The 26,696-nt window shown below is 66.0% G+C and carries 29 protein-coding genes; 6 read left to right on the top strand and 23 right to left on the bottom strand.

Annotated features, from left to right (window positions below):
* Positions 1–46 precede the first annotated feature (46 nt).
* Genes AC4LGL_RS04900 through AC4LGL_RS04890 form a run of 3 tightly spaced genes read left to right on the top strand, consistent with a single transcriptional unit; the run spans position 47 to position 2,197 of the window.
* Positions 47–784 carry a maleate cis-trans isomerase family protein gene (locus AC4LGL_RS04900; RefSeq protein WP_491837866.1) on the top strand — a complete coding sequence of 246 codons (738 nt, stop codon included), beginning with the start codon at positions 47–49 and terminating at the stop codon, positions 782–784.
* 40 nt (positions 785–824) lie between these two features.
* A complete protein-coding gene (locus AC4LGL_RS04895; protein WP_491837865.1) occupies positions 825–1,544 on the top strand; it encodes a maleate cis-trans isomerase family protein in 720 nt (239 codons plus the stop codon).
* Positions 1,541–2,197, top strand: a complete 657-nt coding sequence (locus AC4LGL_RS04890; RefSeq protein WP_491837864.1) for a GntR family transcriptional regulator — start codon at positions 1,541–1,543, stop codon at positions 2,195–2,197. Before AC4LGL_RS04895 ends, AC4LGL_RS04890 begins: the two co-directional genes overlap by 4 nt.
* On the opposite strand, the gene AC4LGL_RS04885 is transcribed toward AC4LGL_RS04890, so the two are convergent.
* On the bottom strand, positions 2,183–3,610 hold the full coding sequence (locus AC4LGL_RS04885; RefSeq protein WP_491839268.1) for an MFS transporter: 1,428 nt from the start codon (positions 3,608–3,610) through the stop codon (positions 2,183–2,185). The two genes, AC4LGL_RS04890 and AC4LGL_RS04885, sit on opposite strands and share 15 nt — an antisense overlap.
* 209 nt (positions 3,611–3,819) lie before the next feature.
* Positions 3,820–5,604 (bottom strand): signal peptide peptidase SppA, encoded by a 1,785-nt coding sequence (gene sppA / locus AC4LGL_RS04880; protein WP_491837863.1) that lies wholly within the window; start codon positions 5,602–5,604, stop codon positions 3,820–3,822.
* Positions 5,605–5,687: 83 nt separating this feature from the next.
* On the opposite strand from sppA, the gene AC4LGL_RS04875 reads away from it, so the two are divergent.
* Positions 5,688–6,614, top strand: a complete 927-nt coding sequence (locus AC4LGL_RS04875) for an LLM class flavin-dependent oxidoreductase (RefSeq protein WP_491837862.1) — start codon at positions 5,688–5,690, stop codon at positions 6,612–6,614.
* Positions 6,615–6,687: 73 nt separating this feature from the next.
* On the opposite strand, the gene rplO is transcribed toward AC4LGL_RS04875, so the two are convergent.
* From rplO to AC4LGL_RS04805, 14 genes are all read right to left on the bottom strand, one after another.
* Positions 6,688–7,131 carry a 50S ribosomal protein L15 gene (gene rplO / locus AC4LGL_RS04870; protein ID WP_064883273.1) on the bottom strand — a complete coding sequence of 148 codons (444 nt, stop codon included), beginning with the start codon at positions 7,129–7,131 and terminating at the stop codon, positions 6,688–6,690.
* Positions 7,131–7,316 carry a 50S ribosomal protein L30 gene (gene rpmD / locus AC4LGL_RS04865; protein ID WP_029106891.1) on the bottom strand — a complete coding sequence of 62 codons (186 nt, stop codon included), beginning with the start codon at positions 7,314–7,316 and terminating at the stop codon, positions 7,131–7,133. Before rpmD ends, rplO begins: the two co-directional genes overlap by 1 nt.
* A 2-nt stretch (positions 7,317–7,318) precedes the next feature.
* A complete protein-coding gene (rpsE, locus tag AC4LGL_RS04860) occupies positions 7,319–7,975 on the bottom strand; it encodes a 30S ribosomal protein S5 (protein WP_072279034.1) in 657 nt (218 codons plus the stop codon).
* Positions 7,976–8,000: 25 nt separating this feature from the next.
* The gene (gene rplR, locus AC4LGL_RS04855; RefSeq protein WP_491837861.1) at positions 8,001–8,408 is read right to left on the bottom strand and encodes a 50S ribosomal protein L18; all 408 of its coding nucleotides are present in this window, start codon (positions 8,406–8,408) and stop codon (positions 8,001–8,003) included.
* Positions 8,409–8,410: 2 nt separating this feature from the next.
* The gene (gene rplF, locus AC4LGL_RS04850) at positions 8,411–8,950 is read right to left on the bottom strand and encodes a 50S ribosomal protein L6 (protein ID WP_055109950.1); all 540 of its coding nucleotides are present in this window, start codon (positions 8,948–8,950) and stop codon (positions 8,411–8,413) included.
* A gap of 13 nt (positions 8,951–8,963) precedes the next feature.
* Positions 8,964–9,362: a 30S ribosomal protein S8 gene (rpsH, locus tag AC4LGL_RS04845; protein WP_029106887.1), complete on the bottom strand. Its 399-nt coding sequence runs from the start codon at positions 9,360–9,362 to the stop codon at positions 8,964–8,966.
* Between the two features lie 99 nt (positions 9,363–9,461).
* Positions 9,462–9,647, bottom strand: coding sequence for a type Z 30S ribosomal protein S14 (locus tag AC4LGL_RS04840; RefSeq protein WP_003892855.1), 186 nt, complete (start codon positions 9,645–9,647; stop codon positions 9,462–9,464).
* A 4-nt stretch (positions 9,648–9,651) separates the two neighbouring features.
* The gene (gene rplE / locus AC4LGL_RS04835) at positions 9,652–10,215 is read right to left on the bottom strand and encodes a 50S ribosomal protein L5 (RefSeq protein ID WP_055109951.1); all 564 of its coding nucleotides are present in this window, start codon (positions 10,213–10,215) and stop codon (positions 9,652–9,654) included.
* The gene (rplX, locus tag AC4LGL_RS04830; protein WP_003883431.1) at positions 10,215–10,532 is read right to left on the bottom strand and encodes a 50S ribosomal protein L24; all 318 of its coding nucleotides are present in this window, start codon (positions 10,530–10,532) and stop codon (positions 10,215–10,217) included. Before rplX ends, rplE begins: the two co-directional genes overlap by 1 nt.
* Positions 10,532–10,900, bottom strand: a complete 369-nt coding sequence (gene rplN / locus AC4LGL_RS04825) for a 50S ribosomal protein L14 (protein ID WP_003883432.1) — start codon at positions 10,898–10,900, stop codon at positions 10,532–10,534. Before rplN ends, rplX begins: the two co-directional genes overlap by 1 nt.
* A gap of 255 nt (positions 10,901–11,155) precedes the next feature.
* The gene (locus tag AC4LGL_RS04820; protein ID WP_491837860.1) at positions 11,156–12,031 is read right to left on the bottom strand and encodes a formylglycine-generating enzyme family protein; all 876 of its coding nucleotides are present in this window, start codon (positions 12,029–12,031) and stop codon (positions 11,156–11,158) included.
* A 36-nt stretch (positions 12,032–12,067) separates the two neighbouring features.
* Complete coding sequence (locus AC4LGL_RS04815; RefSeq protein ID WP_491837859.1) at positions 12,068–12,766, bottom strand: hypothetical protein; 699 nt, start codon at positions 12,764–12,766, stop codon at positions 12,068–12,070.
* A gap of 3 nt (positions 12,767–12,769) precedes the next feature.
* Complete coding sequence (locus tag AC4LGL_RS04810; RefSeq protein ID WP_491839267.1) at positions 12,770–15,133, bottom strand: arylsulfatase; 2,364 nt, start codon at positions 15,131–15,133, stop codon at positions 12,770–12,772.
* A gap of 56 nt (positions 15,134–15,189) precedes the next feature.
* Positions 15,190–16,434: an MFS transporter gene (locus AC4LGL_RS04805; RefSeq protein ID WP_491837858.1), complete on the bottom strand. Its 1,245-nt coding sequence runs from the start codon at positions 16,432–16,434 to the stop codon at positions 15,190–15,192.
* An 80-nt stretch (positions 16,435–16,514) separates the two neighbouring features.
* Here AC4LGL_RS04805 and AC4LGL_RS04800 point away from each other — a divergent pair, with 80 nt between their 5' ends.
* On the top strand, positions 16,515–17,060 hold the full coding sequence (locus AC4LGL_RS04800) for a TetR/AcrR family transcriptional regulator (RefSeq protein ID WP_491837857.1): 546 nt from the start codon (positions 16,515–16,517) through the stop codon (positions 17,058–17,060).
* On the opposite strand, the gene AC4LGL_RS04795 is transcribed toward AC4LGL_RS04800, so the two are convergent.
* The gene (locus AC4LGL_RS04795; RefSeq protein ID WP_491837856.1) at positions 17,043–17,714 is read right to left on the bottom strand and encodes a DUF2306 domain-containing protein; all 672 of its coding nucleotides are present in this window, start codon (positions 17,712–17,714) and stop codon (positions 17,043–17,045) included. The genes AC4LGL_RS04800 and AC4LGL_RS04795 overlap by 18 nt on opposite strands.
* A 54-nt stretch (positions 17,715–17,768) precedes the next feature.
* Between AC4LGL_RS04795 and AC4LGL_RS04790 the strand changes: the two genes are divergently transcribed.
* A complete protein-coding gene (locus AC4LGL_RS04790) occupies positions 17,769–18,467 on the top strand; it encodes a TetR/AcrR family transcriptional regulator (protein ID WP_491837855.1) in 699 nt (232 codons plus the stop codon).
* A gap of 4 nt (positions 18,468–18,471) precedes the next feature.
* Here the strand turns inward: AC4LGL_RS04790 and AC4LGL_RS04785 are convergent, their stop codons facing one another.
* From AC4LGL_RS04785 to AC4LGL_RS04760, 6 genes are all read right to left on the bottom strand, one after another.
* Positions 18,472–19,179, bottom strand: a complete 708-nt coding sequence (locus tag AC4LGL_RS04785; protein ID WP_491837854.1) for a TetR/AcrR family transcriptional regulator — start codon at positions 19,177–19,179, stop codon at positions 18,472–18,474.
* Between the two features lie 77 nt (positions 19,180–19,256).
* Positions 19,257–19,601: a cupin domain-containing protein gene (locus AC4LGL_RS04780; RefSeq protein WP_491837853.1), complete on the bottom strand. Its 345-nt coding sequence runs from the start codon at positions 19,599–19,601 to the stop codon at positions 19,257–19,259.
* A complete protein-coding gene (locus AC4LGL_RS04775) occupies positions 19,598–21,022 on the bottom strand; it encodes an NAD(P)/FAD-dependent oxidoreductase (protein ID WP_491837852.1) in 1,425 nt (474 codons plus the stop codon). Before AC4LGL_RS04775 ends, AC4LGL_RS04780 begins: the two co-directional genes overlap by 4 nt.
* Positions 21,023–21,076: 54 nt before the next feature.
* A complete protein-coding gene (locus AC4LGL_RS04770; protein ID WP_491837851.1) occupies positions 21,077–21,601 on the bottom strand; it encodes an NUDIX hydrolase in 525 nt (174 codons plus the stop codon).
* Between the two features lie 9 nt (positions 21,602–21,610).
* Entirely contained in the window at positions 21,611–24,127 is a 2,517-nt protein-coding gene (locus AC4LGL_RS04765; protein WP_491837850.1) for a winged helix-turn-helix domain-containing protein, read from the bottom strand.
* A 151-nt stretch (positions 24,128–24,278) separates the two neighbouring features.
* On the bottom strand, positions 24,279–26,366 hold the full coding sequence (locus tag AC4LGL_RS04760; RefSeq protein ID WP_491837849.1) for an alkyl/aryl-sulfatase: 2,088 nt from the start codon (positions 26,364–26,366) through the stop codon (positions 24,279–24,281).
* Between the last annotated feature and the right edge of the window lie 330 nt (positions 26,367–26,696).

The following is a 26,696-nucleotide window of genomic DNA, read 5'->3' as shown; positions in this document are numbered from 1 at the left end:
TCAACAATCTGTTGCCGGTTTGCCCTCTCGGCCTCACACTGTGGACATGACGCTCGAGGAAGTCGTTCCTCCCCCACCGTTGCAGCAGGTGGGGATAGGCGTCGTGACGCCCTACGACTTCGCCCTCGATCGCGAACTGTGGCGTTGGGTACCCGACGACGTCAGCCTCTACGTCACCCGACTGCGGTACGCCCCGATGCAGGTGACGGTCGACATGGCGGTGCACGTCTCCGAACCCGAGCAGGTCGAGGCCGGCGCCGCGAACGTGCTTTCCGTGTCGCCGTTGGTCACGGCATACGCGTGTACCGCGGGAAGCTTCGTCAAGGGAATGGCAGGCGAGGCCGCACTGGTCGCGGCGATGCGGGCGGCAGGAGCCCCGGCCGCGGTGACCACCAGCGGCTCCATGCTCGCCGCGCTCCGGCACCTCGGGGTGAAGACGGTCGCCACGGTGACTCCCTACACCGCCGACCTGACGAGCGGGCTGACCAGTTACCTCATGGAAGCCGGCATCGAGGTCGCCGCCACCGCAGGCCTGGGGATGACATCGCAGATCTGGGCGGTGCCGTATGCCACCACGGCCGAGTTGGTATGCGCCACAGATTGTTCCGATGCCGAGGCCGTCGTCATCAGTTGCACGAATCTGCCGACCTACGATCTGATCGCCCCGCTGGAGCGTCAACTCGGCAAGCCGGTGGTCACCGCCAACCAGGTGACCATGTGGGCGGCACTGGCAGTCGCCGGCCGCAAGGCCGTCGGAGGCGGTCAGCGACTGCTGGAGACCTGAACGCACGGTAGCGACAGGGCCACCATTGAAAGGACGATGCATGACCACGGTGGGGATCCTCTATCCCGGCCACAGCGCCGAAGACGACTTCGGCGCGCTGGAGGCACGCCTGCAGGCGACGGTCAGACTGCCCGTCGCGATCACCTCGGTGGGTGAGGACGCTCATCGTGTCGATGCCCTCCTCGACCTCGGCCGGACCGAACGCCTCGCCGACGGTGTCGTGCGCCTGGGGGCGGCGCATCCGGATTCGATGATGTGGGCGTGTACGTCGGGCAGTTTCGTCTTCGGGCGCGACGGTGCCCGACGCCAGGCCGACGACGTGGCCGCCGCGTCCGGCGTCCCGGCGTCGTCGACATCGATCGCCTTCGTAGATGCATTGCAGCACTTGGGCATCCACCGGGTTGCCGTGGCCGCCTCTTACCCGGGCGACGTGGCGGCACACTTCGTCGCGTTCCTGTCGGCCGGCGGCATCGACGTGGTGTCGATCGGCAGCCACGGCATCGTCACCGCAGCCGAGGTAGGCCGGCTGGCACAGGCGCAGGTCCTCGCGATGGTCACCGCAGCCGACCACCCCGACGCCGAAGCCGTGCTGGTACCCGACACCGCCATGCACACAATGGGTTTCATCGATCAACTGGAATACGCCGTCGGAAAACCGGTGCTCACCGCCAACCAGGTGACGGTCTGGAAGGGCCTGCACCTGCTCGGCCCCGTGCCGCCTCTGCCCGGGCTCGGCCACCTGTTCGGAGGCCGGCCGTGACCGACTTCATCACTCCCGTCGAGCAGGAGTCGACGCCGAGCATCGTCGCCGAGAAGCTCCGGCAGGCCATCGCGTACGGCGTGCTCGTCCCCGGCACGCAACTCGGCGAGGCCGAGTTGGCGCGCAGGTTCGGCGTCAGCCGCGGACCACTGCGGGAGGGAATGCAGCGCCTCACCCAGGAAGGTCTGCTGATCGCGATCCGCAACCGGGGAGTGTTCGTCAACACCATGGACTCCGGCGAGATTCGCGACATGTACCTGGCCCGCGAGGCGATCGAGCGGACCGCGAGCCGCCAGATCCTGCAGGGTGACTATGCAGGTGCCGGGGACGCGTTACTCGCCGTGGTCGACGAGATGGCAGCAGCCAGGGATCTCGATGAGGTCAGCGAAGCCGATATGCGTTTCCACGAGGTGCTCGTGGAACTCGCAGGCAGCCCGCGGCTCTCGCGCCTCCACCAGACCTTCCTCGTCGAGACCAGGATGTGTGTGCACGCGCTGGCCGACACCTATGACACCGCCACCGACCGGGTGAACGAGCATCGGGCGTTGGCGGGCGCCATCCGATCCGGCGACGTCGCACTCACCGACAAGTTGATGCTGGCCCACATGGAGGATGCAGTCGACCGGCTGATCGCGCGACTACCGGCCGGCTGACGCTGACGACGTGCCTGTGTCGGCGTCGGCGTCGGTCTCGTAATCCAGCTGGGGCGGCGCTTCCGGCGTCCCGGGTATTTCGGTGCCACTGATCGGACATCGCGCGGTCTCCGGCACCTTGATCAGCGCGATCATCCCGATCACGCAGGCGATCATCATGTAATAGGCCGGCACCAGTTGGTCGCCGGTCTTTGACACCACCCAATCGTTGACCGCCGGAGCCGTACCGCCGAACAGCGATGTCGACACGTTGTAGGCGATGGCAAAGCCGGCGTAACGCACCTGGGTGGGGAACATCGCCGGGAACGTCGCGGAGATGGTCGACAACTGGGGTACATACAGCAGGCCCAGCACCGCGAACGCGATGATCGCACCCACCATGTTGGTCGACATCAGCAGGAACATCGGGATGCCGGCGATGAATAGACCGATCAGCGAGAACCACCACATCGGTTTGCGGCCCACGCGGTCGGAGATATGGCCGGCGAACGGCAGGAACACCATCATCGACAGCATGCCGATGATGGGTACTACCAAGGAGTGGCCGCTCGACAAACCGATCGTCTGCTCCAGGTATGTCGGCATGTAGGTGAGCAGCGTGTAGTTGACCACGTTGAGTGCGACGACCAACCCGCCCAATCGCAGGATCGGGCCCCAGTACTCGACCACCAGATCCTTGAGCTCAGACGCAGGTCCGCCTTCCCGCTCCCCTGTCGCCTCGAGTTCGCGGAAGATCGGGGTGTCCTCCAGCTTCGAACGTAGGTAGACACCGACCAGGCCGAGCGGGGCGGCCACGAGGAACGGCAGCCGCCAACCCCATTGCCCCATCTGCTCATCCGAGAGCACTGCCGAGAAGCCGAGCATCAACAGCGCACCCATCGAAAAGCCCGCGAGGGTGCCGAATTCCAGGAAACTGCCGAGGAAGCCACGCCGACGCGACGGCGCGTACTCGGCCATGAACGTCGCGGCACCGCCGTACTCTCCGCCGGTGGAGAAGCCCTGGATCATCCGGAGCCCGACCATGAGCACCGGTGCCCACATCCCGATCGCGGCATAGGACGGAATCAGGCCGGCGCAGAACGTCGCGCCTGCCATCAACACGATGGTGATCGCGAGGACGTGTTTACGCCCGAGTCGGTCGCCGAGTGGCCCCCAGACGAATCCGCCGAGCGGGCGGACCAAAAACGACACCGCGAACGTCGCGAGGGCCAGCAGGGTCGCCTGCTGGGCGTCTCCGGGGAAGATGGCGGCGGAAATGTAGCCCACGCCATAGGCGTAGATACCGTAGTCGAACCATTCGGTGGCGTTACCGATAGCCGAGGCGGCGATGGCCCTCTTCAATACCCCGGGGTCCGGCGAATCCTCGGAGGGTTCGCGATAGTCGATCTCCGGTTTGTCTCCGAAGCCCCTCATCGGGCTGTTATGCGCGGGCACGAGTCCTCCATGTGTCTGACGACACCGTTCCCCGCCGCGCACTCTCTGTTACGGCTGCTCTGACTGGGTTGAACACCGCAGGGCCAGGCCGTCATTTCGTCGACAATTCAATAGTTGCCAAGATCTGACGTTACAGCCCCGCGCCCGACAAAGCGCCGCCCGCTACCGCGTCGTAACTATCGCAAGCGTCAAAACCGGGGTTCTCCCAGCCAGAGCGCATGGGATCCGGTCACCGCGCGCCCGGCGTTCTCGAGGACTCCGACCACCGATTGCCCCAGCAGGTTGCCGACAGCCTGCGGCACCGACGCCGCTGTGGGTTGCGACGAGGGCTTGGGCCGCAACATGTCCAACCAGGACGAACCGGGATAGCTCAGCACCCGCACCTTGGTGTCCGGATCCAGCCCGGCCAGGACCTTGGCGCGGGTGACCGCGGTACGCAGGCCCCCGAGTTCGTCGACGAGGCCGTGGCCCTTGGCGTCGGCGCCCGTCCAGATCCGTCCGCGCGCCACCTTGTCCACCTGCTCGACCGAGAGCTTGCGCCCCTCGGCCACGCGGGTGATGAAATCGGTGTAGAGCAGGTCGGTCTCGGCTTCGATGTGGGCGTGCTGTTCATCGGTGAATGGTGTGTTGGACGACCAGGCATCGGCATTGGGGTTGGTACGCAAGGAGTCCGATCCGACTCCCAACTTGTCCTTGAGCTCGCGGGAGACCAGCTTGCCGGTGATCACACCGATCGACCCGGTGATGGTGCCCGCATTCGCCACGATCTCGTCTGCCGCCATCGACACGTAGTAGCCGCCCGATGCGGCCACCGCACCCATGGAGGCGACGATGGGCTTACCGCGCTCGCGAATCCGGACCACCTCGCGCCAAATGGTTTCCGACCCGGACACCGAGCCGCCGGGGCTGTCGACGCGCAGCACGATCGCCGACACCTCGTCGTCGGCAGCTGCCTCACGCAGAGCCGCGGCGATGGTGTCGCCGCCGGCACTGGAATTACCTATCGGCAGCACCTGTGGCCCGCCGCGGCCGCTCACGATCGGGCCGTGCAACGTCACCAACGCGACCGTGGGCTTGGACTTACGGCCAGGTATCTGTGGTGCCGGAACCTTCGGGGTGGTCCGCGCATAGCGCGAAAGATACAGCCGCGGTAGGGCATCGGGGTGACCGTCGGCATCGGCACCCGCCTCGGCCGGTCCGCCGGACAGTTCCCCGATGCGTGAGTAGGCCTCGTCGCGGAACCCGATCCGGTCGATCAGGCCGGCGGTGACGGCGTCATCCCGCAGCACCGGCGCCTTGTCGGCCAGTACATTGACCGCCTCCGACGTCAGGCCCCGTGATTCGGCGATGGCCTGCCACACCTGCGACTGCAGGCTCTCGATCATCCGGCCGTCGGCCTCACGTTGCGCGTCGGTGTAGCCGGCCTGCGTGAAAACGTTTGCCGCGGACTTGTATTCGCCACGCGCGACGAACTGCGCCTCAACCCCCACCTTGTCGAGTGCGTCGCGCAGGAACATCGCATTGGTGGCGAAACCGACCAGCCCGACCGAGCCCGACGGCTGCATCCACACTTCACGGAAGGCGGACGCCAGGTAGTAGGACAGCGTTCCTGGGTAGGTCTCGGCCCAGGCCACCGTGGGCTTGACGGCGCTGAACGCCGCGATGGCATCCCGCAGTTCCTGTACCGGGCCGGGCGCGGCGGCGGGCAACTGCACCCGCGCAATCAACCCGGCCACCCGGTCATCCTCGGCGGCACGGTGGATCGCGGCGACGGCCTGCCGCAACACCAGCGGGCGGCCCCCGCCCGCGATCACGGCCAACGGGTCGAAACCGGCGGTCTCCGGCGGCGTCGACATCAGATCCAGCTCCAGCACACACCCGCTGGGCACTCCGTTGTGCCGGGCGGTGTCCACGCGCCGGGCCAACGCCCTGAGGTCGTCCTGGCCGGGCAGTCCTGGGAGAAAAGCGAACATGGACCGAGCCTACCGATCGGCGGATTCCGCGCGCGGCGACGAGAACTGTCCCCCTACCCGAGCACCGTCGTAGCGTGAGACGGGTGACGTTCTCCATCTCGCTCCCGCAGCTCGATCACGACGGCTTCGACGACGCGGCCTTCAAGGCGTATCTGGCCCGCGCCGAGGAACTCGGTTTCGAGGGCGGTTGGACGATCGAGCAGACCGTGGGGCCGGCGCCGACGATCGCCCCGCTGGAGTTGCTCTCGTATGCCGCGGCGGTCACCACGAGACTGCGGCTGGGGGTCGCGGTCCTGGTCACCTCGCTGCACGACCCGTTGCAGTTGGCTTCGGCGATCACCGCGGTGGACCGGCTCAGCCACGGCCGCCTCGACGTCGGCGTGGCGCCGGGCGGCAGTTTCCGGCAGTTCCCGGCATTCGGGGTGGACTCGTCGACATTCATCGCGAGCTTCACCGAGGGGCTGGAGTTGATGAAAGCCGCCTGGTCGGATGAACCCCGGATCACCTTCCACGGCCGCTTCCGCGATGTCGACGATCTGGCCATCAGCCCCAAACCCGTTCAGCGGCCACACCCGCCGATCTGGTTCGGGGCCAACGCGCCGAGGGCACTGGCGCGGGCGGTCCGCTACGGCGACGCGTTTCTGGGAGCCGGCTCGTCGACCACGGCGGCCTTCGCCGAGGCCGTGCGGACGGTGCACCGCGAAATCGACGAGCAGGGCAAGGATCAGGCCGGCTTCCGGATCGGCAAGCGGGTGTATCTGATCGTCGACGACGACCCTGCCCGCGCTCGCGAGCGGGTGAACGCGGGCCTTCGACGGATCTACGGGGAGCGGACCAGCCTCGGAGCGGTGGCGGTGGCCGGCACCGTGGACGACGTGGTGCGGGGCCTGCGCGAGGTGCTCGACGCCGGGGCACAGACCCTCGTACTCAACCCCACGGGCGCCACGATCGCCGAGGACCGCGAACAGATGGAACGGCTTGCCGCCGACGTGATCCCGAAGCTGAGCTGACGACGGCCCGCCCTGACGGCCAACGCAAAAAGCCCCAGCCGAAGCGGGGGCTTTTGTGTCTGCTCGCGCAGAATTACAGTTCGGTGGCCGAACCGCCGGCAGCGGAGATCGCCTCACGGGCGCTACCGCTGAACTTGTTGGCGGTCACGTCGACCTTGACGGCCAGCTTGCCGTCGCCGAGCACCTTCACCAGGCTGTTCTTGCGAACGAGGCCCTTGGCAACCAGCTCGTCGACACCGATGGTGCCGCCCTGCGGGAAGGCCTTGGCGATGTCGCCGACGTTGACGACCTCGTACTCGGTCCGGAAGCGGTTCTTGAAGCCCTTGAGCTTCGGCAGCCGCATGTGGATCGGCATCTGGCCACCCTCGAACGTCGCGGGGACGTTCTTGCGGGCCTTGGTGCCCTTGGTACCACGACCGGCGGTCTTACCCTTGGAGCCCTCACCACGACCGACGCGGGTCTTGGCCTTCTTCTCTCCGGGGGCAGGCCTCAGGTCGTGAAGCTTGATAACGGACATCAGGACTTCACCTCCTCCACCTCGATGAGGTGATGAACGGCCTTGATCAGACCGCGGGTCTGCGCGTTGTCCTCACGCACCACGGACTGACGAATCTTCTTCAGCCCCAGGGTCCGCAGGCTCTCGCGCTGCTTCCAGCGTGCGCCGATGGTTCCGCGCACCTGGGTGATCTTGAGTTCTGCCATGGTTATGCCGATCCCTCACGCGCTGCTGCGGCAGCCAGCGCTTCGCTCTCGCGCCGGGCCTTCAGCATGCCGGCCGGCGCCACGTCCTCGAGGGGCAGACCGCGACGGGCCGCCACCTCTTCGGGACGCTGGATCATCTTCAGCGCGGCAACGGTGGCATGCACCACGTTGATCGCGTTGTCGCTGCCCAGCGACTTGGCCAGGATGTCGTGCACGCCGGCGCATTCCAGCACCGCGCGAGCCGCACCGCCGGCGATCACACCGGTACCCGGGCTGGCCGGACGCAACATCACCACACCGGCAGCGGCTTCGCCCTGAACCGGATGGACGATGGTGCCGCCGATCAGCGGAACCCGGAAGAAGCCCTTGCGAGCCTCCTCGACGCCCTTGGCGATGGCGGCCGGAACTTCCTTGGCCTTGCCGTAGCCGACGCCGACCATGCCCTTGCCGTCACCGACGATGACCAGCGCGGTGAAGCTGAAGCGCCGACCACCCTTGACCACCTTGGAGACGCGGTTGATCGACACCACGCGCTCGATGTAGTTGCTCTTCTCGCCGCTGTCGCGGCCACCACGGCCACCGCGGTCGTCGCGGCGGCCACGGCCACCGCGGTTGTCGGAAGCGCCTGGGCCGCCGGCACCAGTTGCCTGCTCGGCCATCATGCAGTCCTCTCGTTGACAGTCATCAGAATTTCAGCCCGCCCTCGCGCGCGGCATCCGCCAGCGCGGCGATCCGGCCGCCATAGGTGTAGCCACCGCGGTCGAACACAACCGTGTCGACGCCGGCAGCCTTGGCACGCTCGGCGATCAGCTGACCGACCCGAACGCTGTGCGCCTTCTTGTCACCCTCGACGGCACGCACGTCGGCCTCGATCGACGAGGCAGCCGCCAACGTGACGCCTTCCAGGTCGTCGATGAGCTGGACGTGGATGTGCCGTGCCGAACGGTTGACCACCAGACGCGGGGTCTGGGCGGTGCCGGAGACCTTCTTGCGCAACCGGGCGTGCCGACGCAGCCGGGAGTTGCGGCGAGTCTCAGAGATGTTCTGCCCCACCGGCTTGCGGACGGCGGCAGCTTGAGTCTTTGCAGCCATGGTTACTTACCTGTCTTTCCGACCTTGCGGCGGATCTGCTCACCCTCGTAACGCACACCCTTGCCCTTGTACGGGTCGGGGCGGCGCAGGCGGCGGATGACCGCGGAGATCTGACCGACCTTTTGCTTGTCGATACCCGTGACCGAGAACTTGGTGGGCGTCTCGACGGCGAAGGTGATGCCCTCGGGCGCCTCGATCACCACGGGGTGGCTGTAGCCGAGTGCGAACTCCAGGTTGGAACCCTTGAGTGCGACGCGGTAGCCGACGCCGAAGATCTCCATCTTGCGGGTGTAGCCCTCGGTGACGCCGGTGACCAGGTTGGCCACCAGGGTGCGGGAGAGCCCGTGCAGGGAGCGGCTGCGCCGCTCGTCATCGGGACGGCTGACCACGATGGCGCCATCTTCGTTGCGCTCGACGGTGATCGGCTCGGCGACATCGAGGGTCAGGGTGCCCTTGGGGCCCTTGACCGAGACGTTGCGGCCGTCAATCGTCACATCGACCCCGGCGGGAACCAGGACCGGCTGCTTACCAATACGCGACATGTCTTCTATCCCCTCACCACACGTAGGCGAGGACTTCGCCGCCCACGCCGCTTCGTGCCGCCTGACGGTCGGTGAGCAGGCCCGAGGACGTGGAGATGATCGCCACGCCCAGGCCGCCGAGCACCCGAGGCAGATTGGTGGACTTTGCGTAAACCCGCAGACCGGGCTTGCTCACGCGACGCAGGCCGGCGATGCTGCGCTCACGGCTGGGGCCGTACTTGAGCGACACCACCAGGGACTTGCCGACGCGGGCATCCTCGGTGCGGTAATCGGAGATGTAGCCCTCTTTCTTGAGGATCTCGGCGATGTTCGCCTTGATCTTCGAGTGGGGCAGGGTCACCTCATCGTGGTACGCCGAATTGGCGTTGCGCAGACGTGTCAAGAAGTCTGCGATCGGGTCAGTCATCGTCATGACAACCGGCTCACCTTCCTCGCGGCGGTTCCCTTTTCAGGGCCTTCCGCAACCTGTTTGGATTGGTCTGTGTGGTCTACTGCGCAGATGCCGGCTGGATTACCAGCTGGACTTCTGCACACCGGGCAGCTCACCTGCGTGCGCCATCTCGCGCAGGCAGATGCGGCAGAGCCCGAACTTGCGGTAGACCGAGTGCGGGCGACCGCACTTGTTGCACCGCGTGTACGCGCGAACCGCGAACTTGGGCTTCTTGTTGGCCTTGTGGACCAGCGCCTTCTTTGCCATGTGCTCAGTTCTCCTTGAAGGGGAAGCCCAGCGCCTTCAGCAGCGCACGGCCTTCGTCGTCGTTGGTCGCCGAGGTGACCACGGTGATGTCCATACCGCGGGGACGGTCGATGGAATCGACGTCGATCTCGTGGAACATCGACTGCTCGTTGAGGCCGAAGGTGTAGTTACCGGTGCCGTCGAACTGCTTGCCGTTGAGGCCGCGGAAGTCGCGGATACGGGGCAGGGCGATGGAGATCAGCCGGTCCAGGAACTCCCACATCCGGTCGCCGCGCAGCGTGACGCGCGCGCCGATGGGCATGCCCTCGCGCAGCTTGAACTGTGCGATGGACTTGCGGGCCTTGCGGATCTCCGGCTTCTGGCCGGTGATCAGGGCCAGGTCGGCGACCGCGCCGTTGATCAGCTTGGCGTCACGGGCGGCGTCGCCGACACCCATGTTGACGACAACCTTGACCACGCCGGGGATCTGCATGACGTTGTCGAACTCGAACTGCTTGTTCAGCGCCTCGCGGATCTCTTCGCGGTAGCGCTGCTTCAGGCGGGGCTGAACCTTTTCTGGTGCGGTCATCAGATGTCCTTGCCATTGGTCTTGGCGATGCGGACCTTCTTGCCGGTCTCTTCATCGACGCGGTAACCCACACGAGTCGGCTTGCCGTCGGAATCGACCACCATCACGTTGGACACGTGGATGGCGGCTTCCTGGGTGACGATGCCACCCGACGATGCGCCACGCTCGTTCTGCGACTGGGCAGTGTGCTTCTTGATCCGGTTGACGCCCTCGACCAGAACCTTGTCGCGGGTCGGGTAGGCCTCGATGACCTTGCCCTTCGCGCCCTTGTCCTTGCCCGAGACCACCAGAACGGTGTCGCCCTTGTGGACCTTCATTACAAAACCTCCGGCGCCAGCGAGACGATCTTCATGAAGCGCTTCTCGCGCAGTTCGCGGCCGACCGGCCCGAAGATGCGGGTACCGCGCGGGTCGTTGTCGGCCTTGATGATGACGGCCGCGTTCTCGTCGAACTTGATGTAGCTGCCGTCGGCGCGGCGACGCTCCTTGACGGTGCGGACCACGACGGCCTTGACGACATCGCCGCGCTTGACGTTGCCGCCGGGGATGGCGTCCTTGACGGTCGCAACGATGACATCACCGATGCCGGCGTAGCGTCGCGATGAGCCACCGAGCACGCGGATGCACAAGATCTCCTTGGCGCCCGTGTTGTCGGCGACCTTCAACCGCGATTCCTGCTGAATCACTCGATCTCCTGACCTGGATTTGTATGCACGCCAGATACCGACCTGGACGTGCGCGGTCTTTGTTACCGAAGGGCACGCAGGGCCGACTCTTAAACAGCAGTCAACCGAGGTCTGCCCAAGGCAACCCCTACATAGTAGGTGAGCACGGCGAATGCACCAAATCGCCGCAGATCTCCACACCGAGCGTGCGGTGAGATCGCATCTGCGGGCGGAAACGCGATCTGTGTGCACACTCGGCGCGAGTGCATCGCGCGGTCAGCCGGCCACGCAGCGGAACCCGATGTGGGTGGTCGAGCTGTCCTGTGACTGCGGGGATCGCGCGGCCGGGCGGTAGCGGTGACAGTACTCCGGCGCGCAGAGGTGCGAACCGCCCTTGAGCACCTGGTTCACCATCGGATCGGGATCCGCGGGTGGCGGGCAGCACGCCGGCGCGTCGGCATCTGGCCGGTGATGTCCGGCGAATCGCGTGGTGGTCCACTCCCACACATTGCCGATCATGTCCGCCAAGCCGAACGCGTTGGCCGGGAAGCTTCCGACCGGTGAGGTGCCACGCCAGCCCAGCGCGCCGTCGTTGCGATACGGGAACCGGCCCTGCCAGGTGTTGGCCATCAGCGCTCCGCCCGGGGTGACCTCGTCGCCCCAGGCGTAGGTGCCCTCGACTCCCCCTCGGGCGGCGTACTCCCACTCGGCCTCGGTGGGCAGCCGACGGCCGGCCCAGGCGGCGTAGGCCGCCGCATCGGGGTAGGCGACCTGCACGACGGGGTGGTCCGGTGCGGCGGGGTCGCGGTCGGGGCCGAACGGCCGACGCCAGTTGGCGCCGGGTGCCCAGTCCCACCACTGCCGCCAGTCCCGCAGGTCGACCGGCCCCTCGGCAGGCCTGAACACCAGGGCGCCGGGCACCAGGTCCGCCTCGTCCACACCGGGATACAACGCGGGGTCCATCGGCCGTTCGGCGATCGTCACGTATCCGGTGGCCTCGACGAATGCGCCGAACTGAGCAGTGGTGACCAGATGTTGTTCGATGGCGAACGCACCGACGGTCACGGCGTGCACAGGAGCTTCTTCGGGGTAGAACGCCGTCGAGCCCATCCGGAAGGTCCCGCCGGGAAGCTCGATGAGTTCGGTGGCCACGGCACCGAGGCTAGTCGTGCCCGCTCATCGGTCGGCTCAGCCCGGCATGGCGATGCCGAAGTCGGCGAGCATCGCAGAACTGGCCTGGTCGAATTCCGGGGTGCCGCTTGGGGCTTCGACGCGCACCGCGGCCAGGAAGTCGCCGCTGTTGGTCCACACGTGAACGATCCGGTCGGCGTATTGGGTGCCCTTGCCCGGCCGGTCGGCCAGGATGCCCATCAGCTTCTGGCCGCTGTAGCCGCACAGATCCCCGGGCAGCACGCTGACGCTGTTGATGGGGAACTCCGCGACACGGTCGTTGCTGTACTGATCGAACGCGTCCTGCGCGTCCCCGGTGGTCGGGGTGAGCGTGACCTCGGCGGTCAACCCGGCCCGTCCGGTCAGCCGCACGGTCTCCGCATGCGGTATCACCTCGGCGAACCCGTCGGGAATCCCGACAGTGAGCGTCGGCGAGCCGGGCGCTGGGCTGCGCACGGTGACGGTCGGTCCGTCCGGGGGTGGGCAGGTGATCTCACCGGCGGCCAGTGCCCGTGTGGTCGTGGGTTCGACGCCGTAGGCGGGCAGGGCGAATTCCGGTGCCGGCCGGCCCGACGAGGTGGTCGCCGCGGGAGCTGTCGTGAGCGGTGCTGCCACGGTGGTGGCGGGGGCGACCGGACTGTTGACGGGGCCACCATTGCCGCAGCCCACCATCGCGACAACGGCCAGCGCGCCGACACCCAGCGCCGTCGGGTTCATCGATCAGTCCTTGGCGAACGCGGCTGCGAGGCCGCGCTCGAGGTCCTGATACGGCTCGCCGGACAGGTCGACGGTGACCTGCCGGATGCTGCCGCCGGTGAAGGCGAATGGTGCCCGGTACTGCTGTGACACCGCCGATCCGGTGTTGCGGCCGATGCAGATGCCGCCCCCGGCGAGCGCGAACATGCCGGGATGGGTCTGCATCCCCGCCAACTCGGCGACCGCGGTGTCATCGACGTACAGCGCGGTGTCTCCGAGCGGGGTGTGGCTGCCCTCGACCGTGCCGGCCCGCTGGTACTGCACACCGAAGATGTGCCGTCCCAGCGGGATCGGATCGGGTGAAATCAACGACTGCTCGTGCTCGCCGAGGAAGTTGTATACGTAGTGCAGTCGGCCGTCGGCGAGGAACAGCACATGGCCGCCGTGTGCGCCGCCCTGTTTGAACAGCACGCCCTGCGCGTCGGCGCTGTCCACGGTGACCTCGGCGAGCACCGTGAACGACTGCCCACGCAGTTCGGCGGCCGCGCCCAACCCGACCTCGGCGGTGTGCGGGTAGTAGGTGTAGCGGGTCCGCTCCCCCACCAGGTACGGCCGCCAGCGGGTCATGGTCTCGAGGATGTTGAGGTCGGCCAGAGGCAGCCCGTTGTACTTGTCGGCCTCGCTGAACCACAACGCCGTGAGCTCGGCGAGTTTGTCCGGGTGTTGCTCGGCCAGGTCGTGGCACTGGCTGCGGTCGGCCTCGATGTGGAACAGCTCCCAGCGGTCGCTGTCGAAGTGGGACCAACCCGACGGGGTCGCGGCGTGCACGGTGTTGGCGAACCACCCCTTGTGCCAGATGCCCCGGGTGCCGAGCATCGTGTAGAACTGGGTTTCCTTGCCCGTCGGCGCTTCCGGGTTGTCCAGTGCCACTTTGAAACTCACGCCGTCGAGGGGCTTCTGCGGAACCCCGCGCACACTCGCCGGCGGCGTGATGTCGAGCAGGTCATAGACGGTCGGAGTGATGTCGCAGACGTTGACGTAGTTGTCGCGCACGGCGCCGTGGGCGCCAATACCGTTGGGCCAGGAGATGATTGCGGTGTCGGCGATTCCACCCTCGTGCGAGGCGTAGCGCTTGAACAACTTGTAGGGCGTGTTGAACGCCATCGCCCAGCCGATCGGGTAGTGGTTGTAGGTCTCGGGCGACCCCAGCCGATCGATGAACCTGAGCCCTTCCTCAGCGGTGTCGATGTAGCCGTTGAAGAACTTCGTCTCGTTGACCGAGCCGTTCGGCCCGCCCTCTCCACTGGCCCCGTTGTCGGAGATCACCACCACGATCGTGTTGTCGAGTTGCCCCGTCTCCTCCAGGAAGTCCAGCACCCGGCCGATCTGGGCGTCCGTGTAGGACAGGAACCCGGCGAACACCTCGGCCATCCGGGCGAACAACCGCTTCTCGTCGGCCGACAACGACTCCCACGGCCGGACGGTGTCCTGCACGGGCCACGGTTCTCCGTTGGGCCCCTTCACATCCGCGTAGGGGTTGATCGGCGACAGCTCGGTGTCAGGTGGCACGATGCCGAGCCGCTTCTGGTTCTCCAGCACGATGTCGCGATAGGCCTCATACCCCATGTCGAACCGCCCGGCATAGCGGTCGGCCCAGTCCTTGAACACATGGTGCGGGGCGTGGCCGGCGCCCGGACACAGGTAGGTGAACCAGGGTTTGTCCGGGGCGATCACCTTGGCGTCCCGGATGAACTCGATGGTCTTGTCGGCGAGGTCCTGCGACAGGTGGTAGCCCTCCTCAGGAGTCGCGGGCGGATCGACCGGATGGTTGTCGTACACCAGGTCGGGATACCACTGATCGGTCTCGCCGCCCATGAACCCGTAGAACCGTTCGAACCCTCGTGAACACGGCCAATGCCGTTTGGTGGCAGCGAGGTTGGACTCCTCCAGCGGAGTCAGATGCCATTTGCCGACGCAGTAGGTGTTGTACCCGTTCTCGGCGAGCACCTCCGGCAGTAGGGCGGTCTCGTACGGAATTCGCCCGTTGCAGTTGGGGAATCCGTCGGTGAACTCCTCGATGGTGGCCATCCCGACCGTGGTGGCGTTACGCCCCGTGAGAAGCGAGGCGCGGGTCGGCGAGCACAGCGCGGTCGTGTGGAACTGCGACAACCGCACTCCGCGCTGGGCGATACGGCTCATCGCGGGCATGTCGACCAAACCACCGAAGCAGTCCCACGTCGCGATGCCGGTGTCGTCCCACACCAGATACAGCACGTTCGGGGCGTTCTCGACCGCAGCGGGCGCCGCGAAGGGTCCCCAGTCCGGTTCGGAATCCCGGATGTCCAGTTCGATCTTGCCGTTGAACGCTGAGTTGAACCCGGTGGCCATGGCGAGCCTCACTCCCGGTTGGCTATTCGGCGCGGATCAGACCGATCGCCCGGACGTTACACCCGCTCGCCGGCATTTGCCGGAGAAACTGACGTTGCCTTCGATGTGAACTCCGGGTGCGGTTGATCGGTGAGACCCGTTAGCGGGCCAGCCATCCGGGCGACGAGGGGGCTGGCCGCCGCGAGGGCGGCGAGCACCGTCGAGACCACCGCCGGACCTGTTGCACCGTGCGCGTCAGCCGTGAAGCCGGCGATGGCGGTCCCCATTGCCCCGCCCACGAGCGAGGCGCTGTTGAGCCAGCCGAAGGCCTCCGTCGCGGAGTGCTCGGCGATTTCCCGGGACACCATGAGGTACAGCGCCGACATGGCCGGCGCAAAGCCCAGTCCTGAGACGAACAACGCGACGAACTGCAGCACGCGGTTGTCGATGAGCCCGAACACGCCGGTCCCCACGGCCACGGTCGCCAACGCGGTGACCAATCCGGTCAGCCCGAATCTGCGATGCCCGAGCACCAGACCGCCGATGAGAGATCCCACGCTCGCTACCGCGATGGCCAAGCCGGCCGTCAGTCCGGCGCGGCCGAACGCGGCGACGATGCCGACTTCGAGCGCCATGAACGAGGCGACCAGGGCCAAGCTGGCTGCCATGGCCAGGATCACCGCCCGGTTCGCGATCACCCGGCCGAAGGCTGCGGCACTTCCCGTCGGCGGGTCCGCCCGAAAGCTCTTGGCGCTCAGCAGGAACCATCCGGTGCCGACCACGGTGACGGCGGCGGAAGCGACCAATGGCATCGCGGTCGACAGCGCCGAGGCGAGCAACGTCGCCGCCACGGGCCCGACCACCCAGATCAGTTCCTGCGCCGTGGTGTCGAAGGCGAACAGGGCGCGGACTCCGTCACGGGGCACCAGCTGTGGGTACAGCGCCCGGACCACCGGCATCAGCGGCGGAACGGAGGCGCCGATCACTACTCCCAACATCAGCAGCAGCGCCGGGGCGGGACCGCAGAAGGCCAGCGCGACCATGGCGACGCCGTTCGCGAGGGCCGCGACGACCAGCGTGGTGGTCATGGCGCGGGCGGCGAGCCGGGCGGTGACCGGCATGGCCACCGCTTCTCCGACACTGACACACGCCACCGCGGTGCCGGCCAAGGCGTAGGACCCGGTCTCGGACTGGACATGCAGCAGGATCGCAAGGTTGAGCATGCCCAGTGGCAGCCGGGCGAACAGCTGCGAGGCAGTCAGGTTCAGCACGCCCGGAACACGGAGCACGTCGCGATAGGCGCGCATTACCAGCTTCTCCATAGGGAATCGACGGACGTGATGACGATTTACTATACCGTCTGGACGGTATAGTTCGATATCCCTTGTCGTAAGCTCTGGGAATGGCTTCGTCGCGGGACCGCATCCTCGACGCTTACGAGGACGTACTCGCCGTCGAAGGCGAGCGCTACGCCACCCTCGACGCCGTGGCGGCCAAGGCAGGTGTGTCGAAAGGTGGTCTCCTCTACCACTTCCCGTCAAAGGATCGCCTCGCCGACGCGCTCTGCGATCGCCTACTGACGCTGGCAGCCGACGATGTGAACGAGATGCGGGCGGCCCCCGAAGGACCAGCCCGCTACTACATCCGGTCCTCGCAGTACGCGAGCACACCGCTGGATCGCGCACTGGTGGCGGTCTCCCGGTTGCAGCAGGCGGGCGACAACCACGCGCGCGCAGTCATCGAAGCGGTTTCCGCTGACTGGCTCAATGCTCTGCACGATGCACTCGGCGACCTCGACGTGGCCCGCGCGGTGAAACTGATCGGCGACGGCCTCTATTACAGCGCGCTGCACCGCGCCCTCGGCGGCCATGTGGCGCAAGCCGGCGACGACGACGGCCTGCTGTCCGTGATCGACCGCATCACCGCCACCTCAGACCCGGCTCAATGACTCCGACCGGGAACCGGTGCGCGCTGCCTGTCTGCCTATCCACAACTGCAGCAACAGCAGCGGAATCGTCCAGCCCAGCCATCCGACCACGCCCGCGACCAACCACATATACCTGTCTTCGTCGCCACCGAAGGCACTGTCGCGCAACGGCTGGAAGCTCAGGTACAGAACGGGCGCCCAGATCCGGTTCGTGATGATCGACAGCGCCAGCGTCGCGCTGCGCAGCATCTGACGGCGGTGCCGACCGAACCGATGTTGCCGGCCCGCGATGAAGCCGTCCACGGTGAACCAGAGCCACAGCGCACCGAGTGTCACGTTGCTGACCGCCAGGATGGGGCCGAACGGCGTCGCCGCGCCGATCACGATCGCGCAGACGGCGGCCGGTATGGCCGTCGCGACGTAGACCCGTCCGGTTCGGCGGTGCAGCGTCGGATGTCGGCGCCGCAGGCCCGGCCAGATCTGCGCGACTGCGCACACCATCGCCACGCTCGCGAACAGAACGTGTGCGACCAGCAGTGGGTAGTGCAACCCGAACGTGGCCGGCACTCGGGTGCCGCCGGTCAGATAAGGCGGCAGCGAATACGCGAGAAACACCACGACGACCACCGCGAGCGCCATCGCCGGTCGGACGGAACGGCCGGATGCGTATGTCATACGCATAAGGGTATGACATACGCATTCCGATGTCACTGATTACGCTGAGCGTTGATGACCGGCCCCGACACCCCGCTCCCCCGCGCGTTGCGCCTGCTCTGGCAACCCGACGCGGCGCCGCGTCGGGCGCGCGGGCTCACCCGGGAGGCCATCGTCGCCGCCGCCGTCGAACTCGCCGACAGCGACGGCCTCGCGGCGCTGTCGATGGCCCGGCTGGCCGAGCGACTCGGGTGCGGCACCATGTCGCTGTACCGGCACGTGGCCAACAAGGACGAGCTGGTCACCTTCATGCTCGCCACCGGACCCGGCACACCGCCTGCGGCACCTGACGGCGCGAATTGGCGTGAGGCACTGACGAATTGGGCGCATGAATTGTGGAGCGTCTACCACCGCCATCCATGGATCCTGCAGGCCGCGTCCGCCGGCCTGCCGGCAGATCCCGGCCAGCTCGCCTGGCTGGACGCCGGGCTGGCGGCCCTGTCCGGCACAGCACTGGCCGAACGCGAGAAGCTCACCGCGGTCATCGCCGTGCTGATTTTCACGCGCGGTTCGGCGGCATTGGCCGTCGAGGCTCACGACGTCGATGACAGCGAGTACTCCGCGCTGCTGCGGCGCCTCGTGACCCCCGTGCGGTTCCCGGCTCTGGCGGCAGCGATCGACGCCGGCGTATTCGATCAATCCGACGACCAGATGACGGAATTCCGTTCCGGGCTGGATCAACTGCTCGACGGCATTGCCGCCAAAGCGGGGTGAGCAGCTAGGGCCGTAAACGGTCCAGCCGCAACGAGATACCGTCCAGCAGCAGCTCCAGGGCCGATTCACAGCCGCTCCGCCTCATCGACTCGTCGAGGAGGTGGCTCGTGGCGGCGATGTTCGGGTGAGTTTCGGCGGGCAACCGCGCGTAGGTATCGCGCCACCGGTCTTCGTCGCGCTGCTGATGCTCAGCGGGCAGGGCTTCGAACGCGGCATCGAGCGCTGCGAACCCCAGCATCTGGTCGATGAAGGCGTGGTACACCTCGACGGCTTCGCGGTCGGGAAATCCGGCCGACCGCAGCAGACCCAAAACCGTTTCGATGACCTGGATCTCGTGGGCGCTGCCGGTGACCCGGCTGGCAGCCAGCACCCCGGCCTGCGGGTGATCGACATAGACGCGGTGCACGCGCAGGCCGAGTTCCCGCATGTCCTCCCGCCAACGGCCGGTCGGTTCCCACCCCTCGACCACCCGTCGCAGCAACTCATCGGTGATGGCCAGCACCACATCCTCGATACCGCGGAAATAGCGGTACAGCGCGGTCGGATCGGCGCCCAGCGCGACGCCGAGGCGTCTGACCGTCAAGCCGGTGGCACCGTGGTACTGGAGCACGCGCAGTGCGGCCTCGACGATGAGCTCTTCGGACAGGACCACGCCCTGCTTGGTCTGCCGCCGACGGCGCCGCGGCGACTCAGACTTCAATGTTCGGCCCATCCGCCCCACCTTCGGCACTTACGTCAACGCGCTTGCCTCATGTGCGCACCATCGTATTCGCCGCGGGACCGCCCTATCTACGTGATGTACACCTTCCTCAGGGTTTCCCGGATCGTCCAGGTCGTGCGCTGTCCGGCGTGGAGGCGAACCAGCGCACCGGCACGGAGACCGATTGCCGGGGAGCCGTCGTCGAATGTGATGGTGGCATCGCCACTGAGCACGACGAACACCTCGTCGGACTCCACATCTCGCGACACACCCGGCGTGTGCTCCCAGACGCCGATACTCTTGTCCGACAACGAGACCAGGTCGCAATGCGCCGTCGTCGGCGCTCCCGCCACCACCGACTCGGGCGGAATTGCCGTGTGGTCGAGCACCAGGGCCGTGACATCGACGACATCGACCGACGCCTCGTGACTCACGAGTCGAACCCCAGCCCCACGGAATCGAGTGCCTTCAGCAGGACGTTGCGACGGCCCTGGCGATGATCGGCCCGGTCCAGTGACCAGCGCGTGGCCTGAATCCCGGCCGAGGCCAACGGTTCCGGCGGGAACGGCAGGGGCATGGACCTGACCATTTCGAGCTCGGTGCGGGGAGTCGGCTTACCGGTGAAGCGGTCGAGCATGACCTCCGCCGCGAAACGCGTTGCCGCCACACCGAGCCCGGTGAAACCGGCGGCGTACCCGACGCGGTCGCCATAGGCGGAGCCGAAGAACGCGCAGAACCGGGTCGAGGTGTCGATCACGCCGGCCCAGCGGTGGCTGAACCTGACGTCCTCGAGTTGCGGGAACGTCGTGAAGAAGTGACCGGCGAGGCGCCGATAAGTTGCGTCACGGTCCTCGTACTGAGGCCGGATCCGTCCACCGAAGTGATAGATCGCGTCATACCCGCCCCACAGGATGCGGTTGTCCTTGGACAACCGGTAGTAGTGGAACTGGTTCGACATGTCGCTGATGCCCTGCCGGTTGCTCCAACCGATTTCGGCCAGCTGGGAATCGGTGAGGGGTTCGGTCATCAACGCGTAGTCGTACACCGGCACCGTGTGATAGCGGTAGCGCTTGAGCAGTGACGGAAAACCGTTCGTCGCCAAGATGACTCGGTCGGCACGCACCGACGCGCGCTCGGTGCGCACCGACAGTGACCCGCCGCGACGATTCTGATCGAGCCCGAGCACCTTGCTGTACTCATAGATGTCCACGCCGAGTGCACCTGCGGCACGGGCGAGTTCGCTCGCGAGCTTGGCGGGATGGACCAGCGCGGCAGCGTCCTTCGACCACACGCCGGCCAGGTATGTGGGTGAGTTGACCTCGTTGCGCATGGCCTGCTGATCGAAGTAGACCTGATCGGACCGCAGCGCGGCGCCGGCCAGTTCGGCGGCCTGGTGGGGCTCGACCGCGACCGCAATCGAGCCGGTCCGCTCGAAGTCACAGTCCAGATCCAGCGCATCGACGGTCTTCTCGATGGCGTCGAGGTTCTCCACTCCGAACCGGTCGAGGACGTCGATCTCGTCGGGCCATCGGCTGCGGCCGTTCTCGACGCCGTGAGTGAGCGAGGCCTCGACGAAGCCGCCGTTGCGCCCCGATGCCGCCCAGCCGATCGTCTGCCCCTCGACGACGGCGACCCGGATGCCGGGGTTCCGTTGCTTGGCCAGCAGCGCCGACCACAGCCCGGTGTACCCACCGCCGACCACGACGAGGTCGTAGTGCGACGACGCACTGGTCAGCACCGGGTAGTTGGGCTGATCCGGCATGTCGTCAAGCCAGAACGGCTGCAACACGGTGTTGGCCAGTGAGTGATCAACGAGGCTCACAGCAGGAGCGTTTCGTTCAAATGCGGTTTGCACGGGTTCTTCCTCGATGGTGATGTAACACCAGTAAGAAGGATTTCCCGCACTACCTCAACGGTGTTGACGTAAGCGCAGCAGGTCGCCGATCAACACCCGGGTGTCGGGCACGAACGGCCAGGCCGGATCGGCCAGGTGCGCGGCCAGTTCCTCATCGGTCCACCACCAGCCGTCCACGATCTCTTCGGGTTGATGACGGATCGGACCATCCCAGCGCGCCTCGAATGCATACAGGTGACACCGCATGGGTTTTCCGGCCCATTGCCCGTCCCAGGCCGTCGACGCCAGCGCAGTCAGCGGTGGGCCACTGATGCCGAGTTCCTCGGCCAGTTCCCGGGCTGCGGCCTGCACCGGCGTCTCCCCCGGGTCGACGACGCCGCCGGCCAGGCAGTCGTGCATGCCGGCGAACACCGCCTTGGTCATGGTGCGCCGGTGGACGTAGATCCGGGCGCCGTCCATCGAACGCACCAGCACACCGGCGCTCGCGTGCCAGAGCCCCTCGGCGTACACCCGTGAACGGGGCGCCGCACCAACGGCATTGCCGTCGGCGTCATACACGGAGACGAGTTCGTCGGTCACGGCTTCACGTTAACGGGCCGCCCGGTTGATGGCTTCCCGTCGATTGGTCGCACCGAGTTTCTTGTAGATGGCGCGCTGATGGGTCTTGAGCGTGTTCACCGAAATCGCCATCTTGCCGGCGATCTCCTGCATCGTCATCGGCGTCCTCAGGAAGGTGAGGATCTCCCGCTCGCGCGGTGTCAGGCCGGCCGCGCCAGAATCCGACCGGCGGTGCGCGCTCGCCAAAAGGGCTTGCTCGACGAAATCGGGGTAGGCGGTGTACGAGCGGTGAGCGGCGAGCAGCTCTTGGCACACCGCATCGGGGTTGTCGACGAACTGGTACCGCACGTGCTCCGGGCACGCCGCAGCCACCACCTCTTCCATCCGTTTGTGAGCCTGCTCGGCCTGCCCGTGCTGCCAGGACAACAACGCCAGCGTGTAGAGGGCATAGGCGGCGATGTACCCCGGTAGCTGCGGCTCCAGCGCCTGGTGGGCCAGCCGATCAGCCAGGTCGAGCGCGCCCAGACGACGGCACATCCCGGCCAGGACCGCCGACACCATCGGAACATGTCGAGAACCGACCACACTCGCAGCCAGCTCCAGCGCAAGGTCATGATCTCCGCGAGCCTCGGCCAGGCGGGCGCGGCTGGCCGTCTTGTAGCTGACCCACGGCACGCCGTGAGTGTCGGCATCGGGCATGCGGGCCACGACGGCCTCGGCGGTGGCGAGCACGCCGTTGTCACGCAAGGTGGCCGCACTGAACGCCAGGAACATCCGTGACGTATCGGGGTAACCGACGCCGACGGTGCCGCTCGATGGAATCAAATCCTCAACGGCCGCAGCGATCTCACCATGCCAGAAGTGAATCCAGCCTGAAGTGAATCGTTCGATGCCGTCACCGTCGTGGGACAGCCACAACTCAGGAGTGGATTCGTCAGATGACACCGCCAGGTGCAGCGCCTGCTGTGCACGGCCCAATTCGCCCGAGTGGGCCAGCGCGAACGCAAGGCTCTGCCGGGCGCGGTGAGCCACCTCCGACAACCCGAGGGCCACACACTCGTGCACCGCGGCCTCCAGATACTCCGAACCACGCGTCGGACTGCGCCGCATCCGCGAATCCGCCCAGCCCAGGACGAACAACGCACACGCATAGATACGCGGCGCGACCAGATCACGGTCTGACAACGCGGCCTCGACGCGTCCGGCAGCGCGGTCCATCACTTCGCGGTCGTCAGAGATCAGGAGCTGTGTGAGATCGGCAATGAGATCGAGCCGCCCCGGACCCTTCTCCGACTGCGGAATTCCCCCGGCCCGGTTGAACAACAGCGCCGCCGTGACGTCGTCGCCGGCCATGGCTCGGCAGCTGGACCGGATCATCAGAACCTCCGGAGTCTCACCGAAAGCTTCGGTGAGTCGCACGCACGCCAGATCGAGTGCGCCCGTACGAGATTGCAGCAGCAGCTCGAGCCAGCTTTCGGCGACGATGTCGTACCCGCAGCGGTCGTCACCCCGGATGGCGTAGTCCACCGCTTCCAGCGGATACTGCTGTGCCAGCTCGGCCGCCGCCAACCGGTTGAGCCGTGTCCACTCCTCGGGGTGGCGCCGCCTCAGGATCTCCCGGCAGTGCTTGACGAAGATCGAATGCCATTGAAAGACAGCACTTTCTCCGGAACCGATACGTTCGAGGAACAGACCGGCGGCAACACAGTCATTGAGCAGTTCACCACTGTCCGGTCGGTCCGTGAGTACACGGGCCAGTCGTTCGTCCACCCGCGGGCACACAGTGGCCTTCAGCGCGAATTCGGCCAGATCCGGCCGCATCCGGGCCAGCACGGCGGTACCGATGTAATCGGTGAGGTCGACATCGTCGGAGAACGCGGCGGCTTCGTCGCCGCTGACCAGGATGAGTCGAACTGCACCGGGCCAACCGCCGCTCTCCGTCATGATGCGGTCGACGTCCTCGGGCCGGACCGACGTGTCGCCTCGTTCGACCAGCGCCTGGACATCGTCTCGGGTGAAGGCCAGATCGGCCGAACCGATCACCGCAACCTTGTCGTGGACCCGCAGTCGCGCCCACGCAGGGCCGACCGGATCGGTTGTGATCAGGACAAACCGCAACCACTGTGGGCCGTTCTCGACCAGTTCCACCACGTCGTCATCGCCCCACACCGCCCGCGCGAACTGGAAGTCGTCGATCACGATGGTCACGTTTCGACCCGGATCGATGGCCAGGAGCGCGGCAACGGCCGCGTCGTAGGTCGCCGACTCGAATGCGCCTGACAAGGACTGGTCCAGCGAGCTGTCCCCCGCATCGCGCGCGGTGTTCAGCAGTGCGGTCAACATGCCGCGCAGCACATCGCTGCGGTCGTTGATCCGCTCGGTCAGTGTCAGCCATGCCACCGAGCCCGGTTCGGCCCGTTGACGCTCGAGGGTCCACTGTGCGACGGCGACGGTCTTGCCAAACCCCGAGGGAGCGGCGACAAGCACGGCGCGCCTCCTGGCGGTGTGCTCATCCAGCGTGCGGCCGATCGCCTGACGCGGCAACATACCCGGACTCGACGACGGTGTCGTGGCGAGAAACCACGGCACCGGATGCATCGATGATGTTCCGGAGGGCTGCACGTTGGTTCCTGTCGATCACTGTCCCGGGCACGGCGTGTCGCCCTGCGGACCACAGGGCAACACACCATTGTCCCAGCTAGGGGGTGACGATATTGAACCAGAAGGGGAAGGTGTCGAGCAGACCCATGAACTCGTCGAACGAACCGCGGTTCCCGTCGATGGTCACCTTGTTCTGTGCGATCGCGTCCTCCAGCTTGAGATTACCCAGCTGGATGTCGTCGAGGGTCACCTTGTCGAGGGTGACGCTCGCGTTGGCGTTCGGCACCGGCTCCGGGGCGTAGTTGAGGACGGCGTTTTCGACAGTCAGGCCGTATTCCTTCTTGATGTCTTTGAAATTGACGTTCATCGTCAGGTTCTTCCCGGTGGCTTTCTCTCCGTTCAGGCGCACCGCCAGGTAGTCGAACAACATGTCGGGCGGCATCGCCTTGACCGTGTCGGGGCTCGCGCTGTCGAGGCCTCCGGTGTCGGGCACGCCATTACGTAGCTCATACGCACCCTGCAGATATATCGAGCGCCAGGGGCCCGATTCGGCCTGATACCCCAATTGCTCGTACGAGTCAGCGAGCAGGTTCTTGGCATCGGTGTTGTTGGGGTTGGCGAACACCACCTGCTTGAGCACCGTGGCGGTCCAGCGGTAGTTGCCGGCGTCGAAATCCTTCTTCGCCTTGTCCAGAACCGCACCTTCGCCGCCCATGTACTCGACATACTTTTTGGCGGCGGGCTCTGGCGGCAGATCGTCGAGATCCGACGGGTTGGCGTCATACCACCCCATGTACCGCTGATACACCGCTCGTGAATTGTGCTTCAGGGTTCCGTAATAGCCGCGGTCCGGCCAGAAGTTGTTGAGTTCCGGCGGCAACGTGATCTCTTCAGCGATCTCGGAGCCCACCAGACCGTTGTTCATCATCCGAACCGATTGGTCGTGAATGTATTTGTACAGATCGCGTTGACGCTTCCAGTAGTCGATGATGTTGGCGTTGCCCCACTTGGGCCAGTGGTGACTCTGGAACTTGACCTCTGTGTTCTCGCCATAGCGACGGATCGTCTCGTCGATGAACTTGGCCCAGACCAGTCCGTCACGCACCTGCGCGCCACGCAAAGTCAGCAGGTTGTGCATGGTGTTGGTGGTGTTCTCGGCCATCCACATGGCCTTGAACTGCGGGAAAAAAGTGTTCATCTCAGTGGGCGCCTCAGTGCCGGGCGTGTACTGAAATTCCATCTCGACGCCGTCGATCGTCACCTTCTGACCCGTGTGGTCGATGATGTCGGTCGGAATGATCATGCCGGCGGTTCCGGTCGAATTGGTCTGGCCCAGACCAGCTCCCACACCCCCCTGGGCGTTGCGCGGGAGCAGCGCCCCGAACATGTACACCGCACGACGGCTCATCGCATTGCCGGCGATCACGTTCTCGCTGATCACGTCCTCTACGAAGTTGACCGGAGCGATGATCTTCACCTTGCCGGAGTCGACGTCTGCCTGGTTGACGACACCGCGCACGCCGCCGTAATGGTCGATGTGCGAATGGCTGTGTACCACCGCGACAACCGGGCGGGGACCCAGCTTCTCGTTCGTCAGATCCAAAGCGGCCTTCGCAGTTTCCGCCGAGACCACGGGGTCGATCACGATCCAGCCCGTATCACCCTTGATGAAGGTGATGTTGGACAGGTCATAGCCCCGCACTTGGTATATCCGGTCCTTGACCACCTCGAACAGTCCGTACTGCATGTTGAGCTGAGTCATGCGCCACAAGCTGGGGTTGACGGTATCGGGCGCCGCCTTGTCATCGGAGATGTACTTCTTGTACTCCTCCATGTCCCAGACAACGTTGCCGTCGGCATCCTTGATCGTCAGGGTTTCGGGCTTGGCGATCAAGCCGCGCTTGGCATCCTCGAAGTCGCCCTTGTCGTTGAACGGCAGTGTGTCGAGCAGCTTCTGGTTGGCCGCCTTGGTTGCCTCGCTCGCACCCTTGACACTGTTGTCGGTGTTCAGATCACCACCGCCGGGTGATCCGCCGGCAGCCCCACCAGACTCGTCGTTGCAGGCTGCGATCAGCGTGGTTGCGACACCCGCCACCGCCAGACCGCCCAGCACCCTCCGCCGCGGCAACCTCGCACGCAATTCGTCAGGCTTATCAGCTTGATATGACTTCGAATTGGGATCCATGCGTGCAAATTATGCCTCTGCACCATCCAATTGGCGGGTAATTCACCCCAGCGATCTCAATGGTTACACAAAGAGCGCTGCGACCCGCCCGTTGCCGGTAAATCGAATCAGACAGCAAGCAAACAGATGTCGCCTCGCTGCGACGGCCGAGTTCCGAAAATCAATGCAGCTCAATCTGAAATGTCGATTACGCCCACCCGCCACTTCCGGCCTTCGAGGAAGCACGGGTCGACGGAGCCGGCCGTCGGGCAGTTGGTCTTCAGCGTCGGGCACTCGATGTCGTCGCGGTGGCATATCGACCGCATTCGCAAATGGTCGACATAATTGAGT

This window comes from Mycolicibacterium arcueilense (genome assembly GCF_058536225.1).
Note: the sequence above shows the minus strand (reverse complement) of the source record. Positions and strands in the feature narration are given on the sequence as shown.

Coding starts and splice junctions, on each gene's coding strand:
- AC4LGL_RS04900 (WP_491837866.1), top strand. CDS start 47: ATGACGCTCGAGGAAGTCGTTCCTCCCCCACCGTTGCAGCAGGTGGGG.
- AC4LGL_RS04895 (WP_491837865.1), top strand. CDS start 825: ATGACCACGGTGGGGATCCTCTATCCCGGCCACAGCGCCGAAGACGAC.
- AC4LGL_RS04885 (WP_491839268.1), bottom strand. CDS start 3,610: ATGAGGGGCTTCGGAGACAAACCGGAGATCGACTATCGCGAACCCTCC.
- sppA (WP_491837863.1), bottom strand. CDS start 5,604: ATGTTCGCTTTTCTCCCAGGACTGCCCGGCCAGGACGACCTCAGGGCG.
- rplO (WP_064883273.1), bottom strand. CDS start 7,131: ATGTCCGTTATCAAGCTTCACGACCTGAGGCCTGCCCCCGGAGAGAAG.
- rpmD (WP_029106891.1), bottom strand. CDS start 7,316: ATGGCAGAACTCAAGATCACCCAGGTGCGCGGAACCATCGGCGCACGC.
- rpsE (WP_072279034.1), bottom strand. CDS start 7,975: ATGGCCGAGCAGGCAACTGGTGCCGGCGGCCCAGGCGCTTCCGACAAC.
- rplR (WP_491837861.1), bottom strand. CDS start 8,408: ATGGCTGCAAAGACTCAAGCTGCCGCCGTCCGCAAGCCGGTGGGGCAG.
- rplF (WP_055109950.1), bottom strand. CDS start 8,950: ATGTCGCGTATTGGTAAGCAGCCGGTCCTGGTTCCCGCCGGGGTCGAT.
- rpsH (WP_029106887.1), bottom strand. CDS start 9,362: ATGACGATGACTGACCCGATCGCAGACTTCTTGACACGTCTGCGCAAC.
- AC4LGL_RS04840 (WP_003892855.1), bottom strand. CDS start 9,647: ATGGCAAAGAAGGCGCTGGTCCACAAGGCCAACAAGAAGCCCAAGTTC.
- rplE (WP_055109951.1), bottom strand. CDS start 10,215: ATGACCGCACCAGAAAAGGTTCAGCCCCGCCTGAAGCAGCGCTACCGC.
- rplX (WP_003883431.1), bottom strand. CDS start 10,532: ATGAAGGTCCACAAGGGCGACACCGTTCTGGTGGTCTCGGGCAAGGAC.
- AC4LGL_RS04815 (WP_491837859.1), bottom strand. CDS start 12,766: ATGAACCCGACGGCGCTGGGTGTCGGCGCGCTGGCCGTTGTCGCGATG.
- AC4LGL_RS04810 (WP_491839267.1), bottom strand. CDS start 15,133: ATGGCCACCGGGTTCAACTCAGCGTTCAACGGCAAGATCGAACTGGAC.
- AC4LGL_RS04805 (WP_491837858.1), bottom strand. CDS start 16,434: ATGGAGAAGCTGGTAATGCGCGCCTATCGCGACGTGCTCCGTGTTCCG.
- AC4LGL_RS04800 (WP_491837857.1), top strand. CDS start 16,515: ATGGCTTCGTCGCGGGACCGCATCCTCGACGCTTACGAGGACGTACTC.
- AC4LGL_RS04795 (WP_491837856.1), bottom strand. CDS start 17,714: ATGACATACGCATCCGGCCGTTCCGTCCGACCGGCGATGGCGCTCGCG.
- AC4LGL_RS04790 (WP_491837855.1), top strand. CDS start 17,769: ATGACCGGCCCCGACACCCCGCTCCCCCGCGCGTTGCGCCTGCTCTGG.
- AC4LGL_RS04785 (WP_491837854.1), bottom strand. CDS start 19,179: ATGGGCCGAACATTGAAGTCTGAGTCGCCGCGGCGCCGTCGGCGGCAG.
- AC4LGL_RS04765 (WP_491837850.1), bottom strand. CDS start 24,127: ATGTTGCCGCGTCAGGCGATCGGCCGCACGCTGGATGAGCACACCGCC.
- AC4LGL_RS04760 (WP_491837849.1), bottom strand. CDS start 26,366: ATGGATCCCAATTCGAAGTCATATCAAGCTGATAAGCCTGACGAATTG.